Raw genomic sequence first — 12,830 nt, forward strand, 5'->3', positions numbered from 1 at the left:
TCCGCGGGCAACACCAATGGCTCGGCGTTTGCGGGCCTATCGGCAAATACCATGTTTTACAACACCGCTTTGGGCCTGGCGATGCTCTTCGGCAGGTATCTGCCGATGATCCTGGTGCTCGCACTCGCTGGATCGCTGGCCCGCCAGGGTCATACGCCGGCGTCCATCGGAACCCTGCCCACCCATCGACCGCAATTCGTCGGTCTGGTTGCTGCGGTGACGGTTATTCTATGTGCGCTGACATTTTTGCCGGCCTTAGCACTCGGGCCGCTTGCCGAAGGAATCCACTAGATGCGTGGTACCGCCTACTTCGAGCCCGATTGGCGGCGCGAGCAGCTTCGGACCAATCTATGGCTGGTCCCGATCGTGCAAACGCTGGCGGTCGTCCTGCTGTTTGCCCTCACCTACACGGTGGATCGCATGGCATATGACGGGATTATCCGGCTGCCGTCGTGGGTGCTGAATGGCAGCGCCGACTCGGCTCGAGCCGTGTTGGCCACCATCGCCGCCGCGATCATTACCGTCGTCGGCATCGTCTTCTCGATCACCATCGTGGCCCTGACGCTGGCCTCGACGCAGTTCGGGCCCCGGATGCTGCGGAACTTCGTGCGCGACCCGGGAACTCAAGTTTCGTTGGGAACTTTCGTCGCGTCGTTTTCCTACGCGACCATCTCGCTGGTTTCGGTGGGCGGCGGCCCACATGGCGATTTCGTTCCACATCTGTCGATCACGGTGACGTTCATCCTGACGTTGGTCGACGTGGCAACGCTGATCTTTTTCTTCAATCACATCGCCGCGATGATTCAGCTTCCGGTGGTGATTGCGCGCATCGCTGGAAGGTTGGCCGTGGAGATCGCGAACCTGGATCGCGGCGAATCGTACGGTGTCGGCGCGGCGCGCGGCCCGTCGTGCGAGGAGCTGTTGGAAAAGTTGGAGGAGTTCGGTGCCCCGATCCGCACGCCGAGCAGTGGTTATCTCCAGGTCATCCGCCATGACATATTGGTCAAGATCGCTACCAAGGCGGATGCGGTGGTGCAGTTGCCCTACCGCCCAGGGCATTTCCTGGTTGCCGGCCAGGTAGTGGCCTGGGTGTGGCCGCCAGAGGCCGCCCCAGCTGTCGCCGATCGTCTCGCACTGGGCCACGTCACCGGTGCGTATCGCACTCTCCCGCAAGATATTTCGTTCGGCTTCGATCAGTTGGTCGAGATCGCCTTGCGCGCGCTGTCGCCGGCGGTCAACGACACGTTCACGGGAATGACGTGTATCGACTGGATTGCCGATTGCCTGTGCCGGATCTCTACCTCGTGGCGTCCGCAACGGATCCGGCGCGACGCAGAGGGCAACATTCGCGTGATCGCGTTCGTCGCCGATTTCGACCGACTCGTCGAGCGCACGTTCGACACCATCCGCCAGGCCGGAGTCGGCATGCCCGCCATCATGATTCGGCAACTTGACGCACTGGCCAAAGTCATCGAACAGACCCCCGACCGCAAACGCCGGACGGTACTGCTTCGCGAAGCCGAGGCGATCCAGCGATTGAACCTGTCCTCGGTGACCGAGCCCACCGACCGTGACGACGTCACCAGGCGCTACGAGGTCGTCATGGCGCTGCTCGACCCCAACGCGCCGCCGCGGGTGGCCGACCTCAAACCGATGACCAACGGATTCGATTACGACGAGGCGGCACGCGTCATCTGAGGCAAGCGAACCCGTAGCGGCTACAGTCGGCGCACATGACCTCCAATCCACTGAAGACGGATCTTGTGCTATCCGGTGGCGGCGTCAAGGGCATCGGCCTGGCCGGCGCCGTCGTCGCGCTGATGGAAGCCGGGTACGGCATCCAGCGCGTCTCTGGAACGTCGGCAGGCTCGATCGTCGGCGCCATCTTGGCGGCCGGCGTCGATCAGCTCACCCCCGAGCAGGTCGAGCAGCTCACCATGACGTTGCCCTACCGCAAATTCCTCGACCCGACGCCGATCACCGGTATTCCGCTGCTTGGACCCGCGTGGGGTGTGTTGAGCGAAACTGGTATCTATAAAGGCGATTTCGCGCGCGAGTGGATCCGTTCTGAGCTGAAGAACCTGGGCGTGCGCACCTTCGGCGATCTGGCGCTCGACGACGAAGACCTGCCGCCGGAGCAGCGCTACCGGTTGGTGGTCACCGTGTCCGATGTGACGACTGGCCAGCTGGTGCGGCTGCCGTGGGACTACCACCGGCTCTACGGGCTGGACCCCGACGAGCAGGAGGTCGCCGACGCGGTTCGCGCTTCGATGTCGATTCCGTTCTTCTTCCGGGTGGCCAAGCTGAGAAGCACCAGCGGCCTTACGTCGACGCTGATTGACGGCGGCCTGCTGTCGAACTTCCCGATCGACTCGTTCGACCGGTGTGATGGCAAACCACCACGCTGGCCGACGTTCGGTGTCACGTTGCTACCCAACCTTCCTGAGGGCAACGACAAGGTGATTCCGGCCTTGGGCCCGGTAAATTGGCTCTTCGGAGGTCCGCCGCTGCTGGAAGAGCTGATCACTACGATGATCGTCGGCCGCGACCAGGCCTACCTGAACCAGCCCTGGGTTAGCGCGCGGGCGATTCGCGTCGACTCGACCGAGATCAGTTTTCTCGACTTCAACCTCTCGCAACAGCAGATGCAGTTGCTTTATCAGCGTGGCTACCATGCAGCGGAGGCCTTCTTGTCGACCTGGAACTGGCCGCAATACCTCCAGCGCTTCCGATGACCAGGAGCCTAAACGCCGAACTCTGCTGCCATGCCGTCGATCCCGGCCCGGATGCCGGCCAGCGCGTCGGCTCGGGTGCGCAATTTCGTTGCGGCGTGCGCCCCCTGCTTGAGGGTGGCGAATTCGCGTGCGGCTTCCTCGGCGCGGCTGCGAACCATATCGGGCATCACGATTTCGTCGAGCCAGCCGGCGGCTATTGCGGTTTCGCCGAAGAACGTCTTCGCCAGCCCCGCGGCTTGCTGGTAGGCGGACCGCGTCAGCCGCAGCTTCATCACCTCGAGCGCCGCATAAGGGATCGTCATACCGATCGCGACCTCGTTCGCCTGGATGTTGGAGGCCGGGGCCGCCACCCGGTGATCGCCGCTGGCCAGTAGGAACGCACCCATCGCGATGGCGTGGCCGGTGCAGGCCATCACCACCGGCTTGGGATAGGACAGCAGCCGGTGCGACAGCTCGAAGCCGCCCTTGAGCATGTCGATCGCGGGCTGAATCTCGCCGGAGGTCAACACTTTCAAGTCGAACCCACCGCTGAACACCCGGTGGTTTCCGGCGATCACGACGGCGCCGACGTCGTCCCGGTCGGCGTGATCGAGCGCTTCGTTGAGGGCCTGCTGCATCGTCGGCCCGAGGACGTTGACCTTGCCGTCGTCCATCGTGATGAACGCGACTGAGTCGTCGAGGCGATAGGTGACCGGGCCGCTCATAGCCTCGATTGAATCAGATCGACGTGGTGCCGGCCGTGGCGGCGTCGCTAGACGACGCGCTCGCCGCGGTGTTTACCCAGTTCGTCTTCGGCGTCACCCCAACGCAGACTCACGTCGGTCGGCGGCGCCTCGATCTGACGCATGCGGTATCGATCCTTGGTTTCCTCGATCGCACGGTTCATCCGTTCGATCTCGCCGCGGAAGACGTCTGCGCGAGTCTCCTTGGTGGCGTAGTGGAAATAGGTCAGCAAGCTGCGTAGCAGTTCCAGCTTCTCTTTTTCCCGCTTGGCCAGGTTGTGGTTCGTCATCAATTCGATCCGCTGCACCGGCGGCAGCGCGGCCCAGTCCAGCACCACCTTGGTTTCGAACGGACGCCGGCGACGCTGCCACAGCTTCCACCCGCGGGGAGTCTCGACGCGGTCGTAATAGGTCAGCGTGCCGGGGAAACGCGACTCGATGCCCTCACCGAGCTCGGAGCGGTCGAGCGCCGAATCCCACACCGTGCGCCACTCTTGGCCCGGCGCCAGGGTCGGCAACTGGCGGGGGAGTTGCAGTTCGACGACATCGGCGTAACCGTCGGTGGCGTTTTCGTACTCGGCGACGGTCGGTGGGTGTGGAAACGTGAACGAGACGTCGTAGGCCGAGGTCTTACCGAAGTTCCGCACCACCAGCTCGATCAAATGCCAATCGGCCGCGTGCGGCTCCATGAACATCCCGACGTTCGGACGGGTCTCTTCGATTGCCAACCGGCGGTTGCGCCGGATCTGTTGATTGGCAAACACGAGCGCGACCACGCCGAGCAACAGCAGGGCCCAGACGGCCAACATCAGCCAGGTACCGGACCCAGTGCCCGCCAACTGGTGCCAACGATCTTGGATCCATCCCATCGAAGAATCCACCTCCCGCTTATATCACAGCACTTACGGGCGTGAAAATTCGCTGGAGGACCCGTAAGTGCTTATTTACCCGCCCATCAGCATTCGCCACTGATCGAGATCGGCGACGCGATAGACGTAGTTCGATCGCTTGACCTCCGACAACGACGCGCTCGATTCGATTGAGTACCAGTGTCCGGGAAACACCGTTGGATCACCAGACAGTCGCGCAAGCTTTTGCAGGCTGCGGAACATTTCGTCAGAGTCGCCGCCGGGAAAATCGGTGCGGCCACAGCCTTCCAAAAACAGCGTGTCACCGGCAACCAGCCGGCCGTCGAGCAGGAAGCATTGGCTGCCCGGCGTGTGGCCTGGGGTGTGCAGCAGCTCGATCTCGATATCGCCGGCGCTGACCTTGTCGCCATGCTCATGCTGGGTGAGGTCGCCCATGCTGATCCCGGTTACGCGCGAAACAAATAGCGCCTCTTGCGAATTGACGTGGACGGGGACGCTGACGCGCTCCAGCAGCTCGGCCAGCCCCTTGAGTTCGAAGCCCATCATCGAGCCGCCGACATGGTCGGGGTGGTGATGGGTGACCAGCACGCCGGACAGCTGCATGCCGTCGGCCTCGAGTGCGTCGAGCAGATCGCCGGCCGCGTATGCCGGGTCGACCACCAGACAGTCGCCGGTCTGGCGGTCCCCGATCAGGTAGGCAAAGTTGCGCATCTGCATCGCGAACCCGTCACCCTTGGCGAAGTCGCGGCCGGAAAGCAATTGGCGGAAGTACAGCCGGTCGGAATCAGGCATTCGCTCAGCCTATAACCGCTGGGTTTGGTGCCCTCGCGGCCCAGGCTGTACCCTCTTTTAGGCCCGCGGCGCGGCTCGACTGATCGCTACGGGTGTGCCCCCTTAGCTCAGTCGGTAGAGCGTTTCCATGGTAAGGAAAAGGTCAACGGTTCGATTCCGTTAGGGGGCTCGGCGGACGCCGAGCAGGCAGGCGGCCCAGAACGAAGGCAATGCAGTCGCGAGGCGATGTAGCTCAGTCGGTTAGAGCGAACGACTCATAATCGTTAGGTCGCCGGTTCGAGTCCGGCCATCGCTACAACACAACAACGACACGATCCGAAAAGAGAACCGACGTGGCCTCCAGTACCGACGTACGGCCCAAGATCACCTTGGCGTGCGAGGTGTGCAAGCACCGCAACTACATCACGAAGAAAAACCGCCGCAACGACCCCGACCGGCTGGAGCTGAAGAAATTCTGCCCCAACTGCGGCAAGCACCAGGCCCACCGCGAGACGCGCTGACACCGGTCACGAGCCGATACTGAGACTGACTAGGTAGGTTTTAGAGCCGTGGCGTTGGGCAAAGACGTGGTCGGGATGCACTACCGGTACCCCGATCACTATGTGGTCGAGCGGGAGAAAGTCCGCGAGTACGCGACCGCCGTCAAAAACGACGACCCGGCGTTTTTCGAAGAGAAGGCCGCCGCGGAGCTGGGTTACTCCGCGCTACCGGCGCCACTGACGTTCATCTCCGTTTTCGGCTACAAGGCACAGTCGGCGTTCTTCGCACACGCCAACATCGGCATCCAGGACGAGCAGATCGTGCAGGTCGACCAGGTGCTGAAGTTTCTGGCGCCAATCCAGGTTGGCGACAAGCTGTACTGCGATGTCTATGTCGACTCGATCCGACAGGCGCACGGCACCGACATCATCGTCACCAAGAACATCGTCACCAATGAAGCGGGTGACGTCGTACAGGAGAGCTACACGACCCTGGCGGGCCGTGCCGGTGAAGACGGAGAAGAGGGTTTCAGCCATGCCACTGCGTGAGTTCGATTCGGTGAAGGTGGGTGACCAGATTCCGGAGAAGGTCTACCCACTGACGCGTCAGGATTTGGTGAACTATGCGGGTGTCTCCGGTGATCTCAACCCGATTCACTGGGACGACGAGATCGCCAAGGTCGTCGGGCTGGACATGGCGATCGCGCACGGCATGCTGACGATGGGCCTGGGTGGGGGCTACGTCACCTCGTGGGTCGGCGACCCCGGTGCGGTGACCGAGTACAACGTCCGCTTCACCGCGGTGGTGCCGGTGCCCAACGATGGCAAGGGCGCCGAGATCGTGTTCAGCGGGAAAGTGAAGTCGGTCGATCCGGACAGCAAGTCGGTAACGATCGCCATTACGGCGACCACTGGCGGCAAGAAGATCTTCGGCCGTGCCATCGCAGCGGCGAAGTTGGCCTGAGCGTGGCGATCAACACCGACATCCGCGGAATGGTCTGGGACTACCCGGATAGCTACGAGGTGGGCCGGGAGAAGGTGCGCGAATTCGCCAAGTCGGTCAAGGCCGACGACCCGGCCTGTCTGGATGAAAATGCGGCCGCCGAACTCGGGTATGACGCCCTCGTCGCGCCGCCGACTTTCGTCACCATCCTCGGGAAGATCGTCCAGGCGGATTTCATGCGGAAGGTTGACACCGGCTACGAGACGCTGCAGATGGTCCAGGTCGACCAGCGGTTCGTCTACCACAAGCCGATCCTTGCCGGCGATGTGCTGCATGCCCGGATGGAGGTCCACTCCGTCGCCGAACGGTTCGGCGCCGACATCGTCGTCACCAGGAACATCTGCACCAACCAGGACGGAGAGGTCGTGTTGGAGGCCTACACCACGGTGATGGGTCACGAGGGCGACGACTCGATCAATCTCAAGTGGGACATGGAGTCTGGGCAGGTCGTCAGGACGGCGTAATTAGTACCTGAGACCTGCTCCGATGTACACTCGGACCTCGGGGTTTTCCCATTACCAGCGTGTTTTTCCTCAATTGGAGAGCGCGCGCTCATGTGTGAAGCCCCGGCACCAGCAGGTTGGCCTGCCAACCGGCGAAGGGGCGTAGCTCAACTGGCAGAGCAGCGGTCTCCAAAACCGCAGGTTGCAGGTTCAAGTCCTGTCGCCCCTGCTGACACAGAGGACGTGCCATGGTGGACACTGGAAGGTGATCACTAGACCACGAAGTTGAACGAAGGAGCATGCGGTGAGCGACGAACGCGACGATGCCGACGCCGCAGCCGACGGCGGAGCCGACGACCAGAGCGGCGGCCGCACGGCAGTGGTGACGCGCCCGCAGCGCCCGACCGGCAAGCGGTCCCGTCAGCGAGCCGAGGTTGACGACACCTATGACGAAGGCTCGTCCGGTGCCGTCGAGCTCACTGAGAGCAGCGCAGAGGAAGAGGCGGGCAAGAAGCCCAAGAAGGCTAATAAGAAGGCTCAGAAGGCCCGCAAATCATCCGAACAGTCGACCAACCCGATCATCTACGTCTACAACTACCTCAAGCAGGTTGTCGCCGAGCTGCGCAAGGTCATCTGGCCCAACCGCAAACAGATGGGCACCTACACCTCGGTGGTGCTGGCGTTCCTGGTGTTCATGGTGACGTTGATCGGCCTGGTGGACCTGGGCTTGGGCAGACTGGTGCTGCTGGTGTTCGGCTGACGCCGAACCAGTGAGAGCTGAAGTGCTGAAGTATAGGAAGGACCGAAAAAACCGTGACTACCTCCGACGGCGATCTGCCCGTGGGTGAGACGGTCGACATCGAACAGGCCTTGCACGAGGTCGCCGGCGAGCCAAGCCCGCCGGACGCGGTTGCCGACGACGTGGTGGCGCAGGATGCCGCTACCGTGGCGGCTGAGCCCGTAGAGCCGGCCGAAGAGTCGGCCGAAGCCGCCGAACCCGAAGACGTCGACCCGGCTGCTGCGCTGAAAGCCGACCTGCGCCTCAAACCCGGCGATTGGTACGTCATCCACTCCTACGCCGGATACGAGAACAAGGTCAAAGCCAACCTCGAGACCCGTGTGCAGAACCTGGACGTCGGCGACTACATCTTCCAGGTGGAGGTGCCCACCGAAGAGGTCACCGAGATCAAGAACGGCCAGCGCAAGCAGGTCAACCGCAAGGTGCTGCCCGGCTACATCCTGGTCCGCATGGATCTGACCGACGACTCCTGGTCGGCGGTGCGCAACACCCCGGGCGTCACCGGATTCGTCGGCGCGACCTCGCGCCCGTCGGCGCTGGCGCTGGATGACGTGGTCAAGTTCCTGCTGCCGCAGGGCGCGGCGAAGAAACCCGCCAAGGGCGCGGCGAGCACCGCTGCCGCGGCCAGCGAAGGCGGCCTGGAACGTCCGGTGCTCGAGGTCGACTTCGAGGTCGGCGAGTCGGTAACCGTGATGGACGGGCCGTTCGCCACGCTGCCGGCCACCATCAACGAGGTCAACGCCGAACAACAGAAACTCAAGGTGCTGGTGTCCATCTTCGGCCGCGAAACACCTGTGGAACTGGGATTTACCCAGGTCTCGAAACTTTAGCTTTAGGCGCCCGGCGACGATGCAGGCCACGTAGTGGCCTGATGAGGAGCCGGGCAACAAGGAAGGAACAACACCAACTCATGGCCCCGAAAAAGAAAGTCGTCGGGCTGATCAAGCTGCAGATCAAGGCCGGCGAAGCCAACCCCGCGCCGCCGGTCGGTCCTGCACTCGGCCAGCACGGCGTCAACATCATGGAGTTCTGCAAGGCGTACAACGCCGCGACGGACGCCCAGCGCGGCAACGTCATCCCGGTGGAGATCACCGTTTACGAAGACCGCAGTTTCACCTTTGCGCTCAAGACGCCGCCGGCGGCCAAGCTGCTGCTGAAGGCTGCGGGCGTCGGCAAGGGCTCGCCCGAGCCGCACAAGGAGAAGGTCGCCAAAGTGACTTGGGATCAGGTTCGCGAGATCGCCGAGACCAAGAAGGCCGACCTCAACGCCAATGACATCGAGGCCGGCGCCAAGATCATTGCCGGCACCGCACGGTCGATGGGCATCACGGTCGAGTAGGTCTGGACCGGAGGACGACGATGCGGGCAGTTACGGCCCGAGGAGAAGTCCGACAATTGAACAGAGTGGGAGGGCCAGCTTCGGCCCGCTTCTCAACCACAACCCAACATCAGATTGGATAACGAATGAGCAAGAACAGCAAGGCATATCGCGCCGCCGCCGAGAAGGTGGACCGCGACAACCTCTACACCCCGCTGCAAGCGGCCAAGCTGGCCAAGGAGACGTCGTCGACCAAGCAGGACTCGACCGTCGAGGTGGCCATCCGGCTCGGCGTCGACCCGCGCAAAGCCGACCAGATGGTCCGCGGCACGGTCAACCTGCCGCACGGCACCGGTAAGACCGCCCGGGTGGCGGTGTTCGCGGTCGGCGACAAGGCCGACGAGGCAACGGCGGCCGGCGCCGACGTGGTCGGCAGTGACGATCTGATCGAGAAGATCCAGGGCGGCTTCTTGGACTTTGACGCGGCGATCGCCACGCCTGACCAGATGGCCAAGGTCGGCCGGATCGCGCGGATCCTCGGGCCGCGTGGCCTGATGCCCAACCCCAAGACCGGCACCGTCACCCCGGACATCACCAAGGCGGTGTCCGACATCAAGGGCGGCAAGATCAACTTCCGGATCGACAAGCAGGCCAATCTGCACCTGGTTATCGGCAAGGCGTCCTTCGACGAGAAGCAGCTCGCCGAGAACTACGGTGCGGCGCTCGACGAGGTGCTGCGGCACAAGCCGTCGTCGTCAAAAGGCCGCTACCTGAAGAAGATTACGGTCTCGACGACCACCGGCCCGGGCATCCCGGTCGACCCGTCGATCACCCGCAACTTCGCCGAGGCGTAATTACCCGGGCGTTATCGTGGGTCAGCGACAGTAGAACGCACCGCCGTCTCTTAAGATCCCCTCATGGGAAGTGCCTTGGGTAACGAAGGTGGCGGTCGGCGAGGCCGGCTGGAGTTGACCGACTACCTCGATGCGGATGGCGGCATCGTCCTGCCAGAAGGCGTCAACCTGGTGACATTTCTGGACCGCCACATAGCCGAGATCGGCGATGCCATCGCTTACCGCTTCCTCGACTACACCCAGGATGCCGACGGTAAGGCCATCAACTTGACCTGGGCCGAGCTGGGCACCAGGTTGCGGGCCGTCGGTGCGCGCCTGCAGCAGGTGACCTCCCGGGGTGATCGGGTGGCGATACTGGCTCCGCAGGGCATCGACTACATCGTCGGTTTCTTCGCTGCGATCAAGGCCGGCGACATCGCAGTGCCATTGTTCGCGCCGGAGTTTCCCGCGCATGCGGAGCGCCTAAACACGGTGCTCGCCGATGCCCAGCCCGCAGTGATACTTACCACTACTGCCGCGGGTGCGGCGGTTCAGCAGTTCGTTCGGTCGCTACCGCGCAGCCGCCGACCGCGGGTGATCGCGATCGATGAAGTCCCCGACTCGGTGGGCGCCACATTCGCCGCGGTTCATCTCGACACCGACGACGTTGCGTATTTGCAGTACACCTCGGGGTCGACGCGCGCCCCGGTCGGTGTGGAGATCACCCACCGGGCGATCGGCACCAACGTGCTGCAGATGGTGATCTCGACCGGCATGGACTGGGACATCCGCAGCGTCAGCTGGTTGCCGCTCTACCACGACATGGGCCTGCTGATGATCGTGTGCGTGGCGGTATTCGGCACCCAGGTCACGCTCATGTCGCCGATCGCGTTCGTGCGACGGCCGCAGCGGTGGATCCGCCAGCTGGCAGCCGAGTCTCGGCACGGCCGCACATTCGCGGCGGCTCCGAATTTCGCGTTTGACCTGGCCGTTGAGCGCGGGCTCCCCGATGCCGGCGAGGACCTCGACCTGAGCAATGTGGTGTCGCTGATCAACGGCTCCGAACCGGTCAGCATCTACTCGATCGCGAAGTTCAACGCGGCGTTCGCCCCGTATGGCCTGCCAAGCACGGCGGTCAAGCCGTCCTACGGCATGGCCGAGGCGACCCTGTTTGTCTCGACCATCGACCCCGCCGCTGGGGCAACCCTTATCTACCTGGACCGCGATCAGTTGGGCGTCGGGCGTGCGGTTCGGGTCTCGCCGGACGTGCCCAACGCCATCGCGCAGGTTTCCTGCGGCCGGATCGCCCGCAGCCAGTGGGGCGTCATCGTCAACCCCGACACCGAGGCGGAGCTACCCGACGGGGAGGTCGGCGAGATCTGGTTGCATGGCGACAATATCGGCCGTGGCTACTGGGCACGCCCCGAGGAAACCGAGCGGGTGTTCGGCAACAAGCTGCAGTGTCGACTGCCGGTCGGCAGCCATGCGGACGGGGCGCCGAGCGAGGCCACCTGGCTGCGGACCGGTGATCTCGGCGTCTACCTCGACGGTGAGCTCTACATCACCGGGCGTATCAAAGATCTGATTATCATCGATGGCCGCAACCACTATCCGCAGGATATTGAGGCCACCACGGCCGAGGCGTCGTCGGCGGTGCGATCGGGTTACGTCGCGGCGTTCTCGGTGCCGGCGAACCAGGTGCCGGGAGCGCCCGCCGATGAGGCCGGCGAACGTCTGGTCATCGTCGCCGAACGGGCGGTGGGCGCGGGCCGGGGTGATCTGCAACCGGTGATCGATACCATCCGGGCGGCGGTATCGCGCCGGCATGGCCTGCCGTTGGCGGATGTGCTGCTGGTGGCGGCCGGCGTCATCCCGCGAACCACCAGCGGCAAGCTGGCGCGTCGGGCATGCCGCGCCCAATATCTCAACGGCGAGTTGGGCGTACGGGGCCAGTCCTGATCGATTCGCGAACCGCCCGATCGGCGTGCGGCCGGGGCTACTTCTGTAGCGTGTACTGATGAACGCTGGTGTACCCCTCGCGGAATAACCGCACGCAGCCGTTGAGGTATTTCTCGTAGCGGTCGTAAACCTCCTGCGACTGGGCCGCGATGGCCTCGTCGTGGTGCGCCGTCAACGCCGCCGCCCAGTCCTGGAGCGTCCGAACGTAGTGCAGCCCTATTTCGTCGTCCCGGGTTACCGTGAACCCGGCCGCGGTGGCGTATTCCCTGGGCATCGACGCCGACGGCAACTGCCCGCCGGGGAAGATCTCTTTCATGATGAACAGGACGAACCGGGCCAATTCGAGGGTCAGCGGAATGCCCTTGCTCTGTGCGTCGTCCATGCCGCTGATCGTGGTGATGGTGTGCAGCAGCATCCGGCCGTCTTGCGGTAACGCGTTGTAGGCCATCTCGAAGAAGGCGGGATAGCGCTCGCGGCTGAAGTGCTCGAACGCGCCGATCGACACGATCCGGTCGACCTTGCCGTCGAATTCCTCCCAACCCTGCAGCCGCACCTCGACGTTGCGGGTAGTCGGAACTTTGGCCAGCTTTTCAATGGCATACTCGCGCTGACCTTCGCTGAGGGTGAGGCCGATCACATTGATGTCGTATTTTTCGATCGCGCGCTGCACGCCGCCGCCCCAACCACAGCCGATGTCGAGCAGGGTAGCTCCCGGCTGCAGGTCCAGCTTGCCCAGTGCAAGGTCGAACTTGGCGTTTTGCGCCTCGTCGCGGGTGGTGTTCTTGCTCTCGTAGTAGCCGCAGGTGTAGCCCATCGTGGGCCCCAGGAACAGCTCGAAGAACTCGTTGGAAATGTCGTAGATCGACTGAAGCTCTTCG

Annotated in this window: 16 protein-coding genes and 3 tRNA genes; 15 read left to right on the forward strand and 4 right to left on the reverse strand. The window is 63.5% G+C overall.

All coding sequences use genetic code 11. The features are described from left to right. From VKI00_RS30160 to VKI00_RS30170, 3 genes are all read left to right on the forward strand, one after another. The coding region (locus VKI00_RS30160) for a potassium-transporting ATPase subunit KdpA (protein ID WP_324444763.1) at window positions 1–291 on the forward strand (291 nt) is incomplete at its 5' end. Further along, window positions 292–1,698, forward strand: coding sequence for a DUF2254 domain-containing protein (locus tag VKI00_RS30165; RefSeq protein WP_324444765.1), 1,407 nt, complete (start codon window positions 292–294; stop codon window positions 1,696–1,698). A gap of 35 nt (window positions 1,699–1,733) precedes the next feature. Continuing rightward, entirely contained in the window at window positions 1,734–2,735 is a 1,002-nt protein-coding gene (locus VKI00_RS30170) for a patatin-like phospholipase family protein (protein ID WP_324444767.1), read from the forward strand. 8 nt (window positions 2,736–2,743) lie between these two features. Here the strand turns inward: VKI00_RS30170 and VKI00_RS30175 are convergent, their stop codons facing one another. The 3 genes from VKI00_RS30175 to VKI00_RS30185 form a co-directional block, all read right to left on the reverse strand. Next, a complete protein-coding gene (locus VKI00_RS30175) occupies window positions 2,744–3,439 on the reverse strand; it encodes a crotonase/enoyl-CoA hydratase family protein (RefSeq protein ID WP_324444769.1) in 696 nt (231 codons plus the stop codon). A gap of 47 nt (window positions 3,440–3,486) precedes the next feature. Next, window positions 3,487–4,326 carry a hypothetical protein gene (locus VKI00_RS30180; protein ID WP_324444771.1) on the reverse strand — a complete coding sequence of 280 codons (840 nt, stop codon included), beginning with the start codon at window positions 4,324–4,326 and terminating at the stop codon, window positions 3,487–3,489. A 75-nt stretch (window positions 4,327–4,401) separates the two neighbouring features. Beyond that, window positions 4,402–5,118: an MBL fold metallo-hydrolase gene (locus tag VKI00_RS30185; RefSeq protein WP_324444773.1), complete on the reverse strand. Its 717-nt coding sequence runs from the start codon at window positions 5,116–5,118 to the stop codon at window positions 4,402–4,404. Between the two features lie 96 nt (window positions 5,119–5,214). On the opposite strand from VKI00_RS30185, the gene VKI00_RS30190 reads away from it, so the two are divergent. The 12 genes from VKI00_RS30190 (at window position 5,215) to VKI00_RS30245 (ending at window position 11,952) form a co-directional block, all read left to right on the forward strand. Then, window positions 5,215–5,287: transfer RNA gene (locus tag VKI00_RS30190), tRNA-Thr, on the forward strand. 52 nt (window positions 5,288–5,339) lie between these two features. Further along, window positions 5,340–5,413 (forward strand) — tRNA-Met (locus VKI00_RS30195). Between the two features lie 37 nt (window positions 5,414–5,450). Beyond that, window positions 5,451–5,618, forward strand: a complete 168-nt coding sequence (gene rpmG, locus VKI00_RS30200; protein WP_003898538.1) for a 50S ribosomal protein L33 — start codon at window positions 5,451–5,453, stop codon at window positions 5,616–5,618. A 48-nt stretch (window positions 5,619–5,666) separates the two neighbouring features. Beyond that, on the forward strand, window positions 5,667–6,146 hold the full coding sequence (gene hadA / locus VKI00_RS30205) for a (3R)-hydroxyacyl-ACP dehydratase subunit HadA (RefSeq protein WP_324446498.1): 480 nt from the start codon (window positions 5,667–5,669) through the stop codon (window positions 6,144–6,146). Next, entirely contained in the window at window positions 6,133–6,561 is a 429-nt protein-coding gene (gene hadB, locus VKI00_RS30210; protein WP_324446500.1) for a (3R)-hydroxyacyl-ACP dehydratase subunit HadB, read from the forward strand. Before hadA ends, hadB begins: the two co-directional genes overlap by 14 nt. Before the next feature lie 2 nt (window positions 6,562–6,563). Beyond that, window positions 6,564–7,064 carry a (3R)-hydroxyacyl-ACP dehydratase subunit HadC gene (gene hadC / locus VKI00_RS30215; protein ID WP_324446502.1) on the forward strand — a complete coding sequence of 167 codons (501 nt, stop codon included), beginning with the start codon at window positions 6,564–6,566 and terminating at the stop codon, window positions 7,062–7,064. A 135-nt stretch (window positions 7,065–7,199) separates the two neighbouring features. Next, window positions 7,200–7,272: transfer RNA gene (locus VKI00_RS30220), tRNA-Trp, on the forward strand. A gap of 75 nt (window positions 7,273–7,347) precedes the next feature. After that, complete coding sequence (secE, locus tag VKI00_RS30225; protein WP_324446504.1) at window positions 7,348–7,803, forward strand: preprotein translocase subunit SecE; 456 nt, start codon at window positions 7,348–7,350, stop codon at window positions 7,801–7,803. 161 nt (window positions 7,804–7,964) lie between these two features. Beyond that, window positions 7,965–8,672, forward strand: a complete 708-nt coding sequence (gene nusG / locus VKI00_RS30230; RefSeq protein ID WP_414687339.1) for a transcription termination/antitermination protein NusG — start codon at window positions 7,965–7,967, stop codon at window positions 8,670–8,672. 80 nt (window positions 8,673–8,752) lie between these two features. Next, the gene (rplK, locus tag VKI00_RS30235; RefSeq protein WP_324446506.1) at window positions 8,753–9,181 is read left to right on the forward strand and encodes a 50S ribosomal protein L11; all 429 of its coding nucleotides are present in this window, start codon (window positions 8,753–8,755) and stop codon (window positions 9,179–9,181) included. Between the two features lie 125 nt (window positions 9,182–9,306). Continuing rightward, the gene (gene rplA / locus VKI00_RS30240; protein WP_324446508.1) at window positions 9,307–10,014 is read left to right on the forward strand and encodes a 50S ribosomal protein L1; all 708 of its coding nucleotides are present in this window, start codon (window positions 9,307–9,309) and stop codon (window positions 10,012–10,014) included. Between the two features lie 63 nt (window positions 10,015–10,077). Then, window positions 10,078–11,952, forward strand: a complete 1,875-nt coding sequence (locus VKI00_RS30245; protein WP_324446510.1) for a fatty acyl-AMP ligase — start codon at window positions 10,078–10,080, stop codon at window positions 11,950–11,952. A 37-nt stretch (window positions 11,953–11,989) separates the two neighbouring features. On the opposite strand, the gene VKI00_RS30250 is transcribed toward VKI00_RS30245, so the two are convergent. Beyond that, on the reverse strand, window positions 11,990–12,830 hold an 841-nt coding region (locus VKI00_RS30250), incomplete at its 5' end, for a cyclopropane mycolic acid synthase family methyltransferase (RefSeq protein ID WP_324446513.1).

Origin of the sequence: Mycobacterium sp., assembly GCF_035314665.1 — a bacterium.
GTDB lineage: Bacteria > Actinomycetota > Actinomycetes > Mycobacteriales > Mycobacteriaceae > Mycobacterium.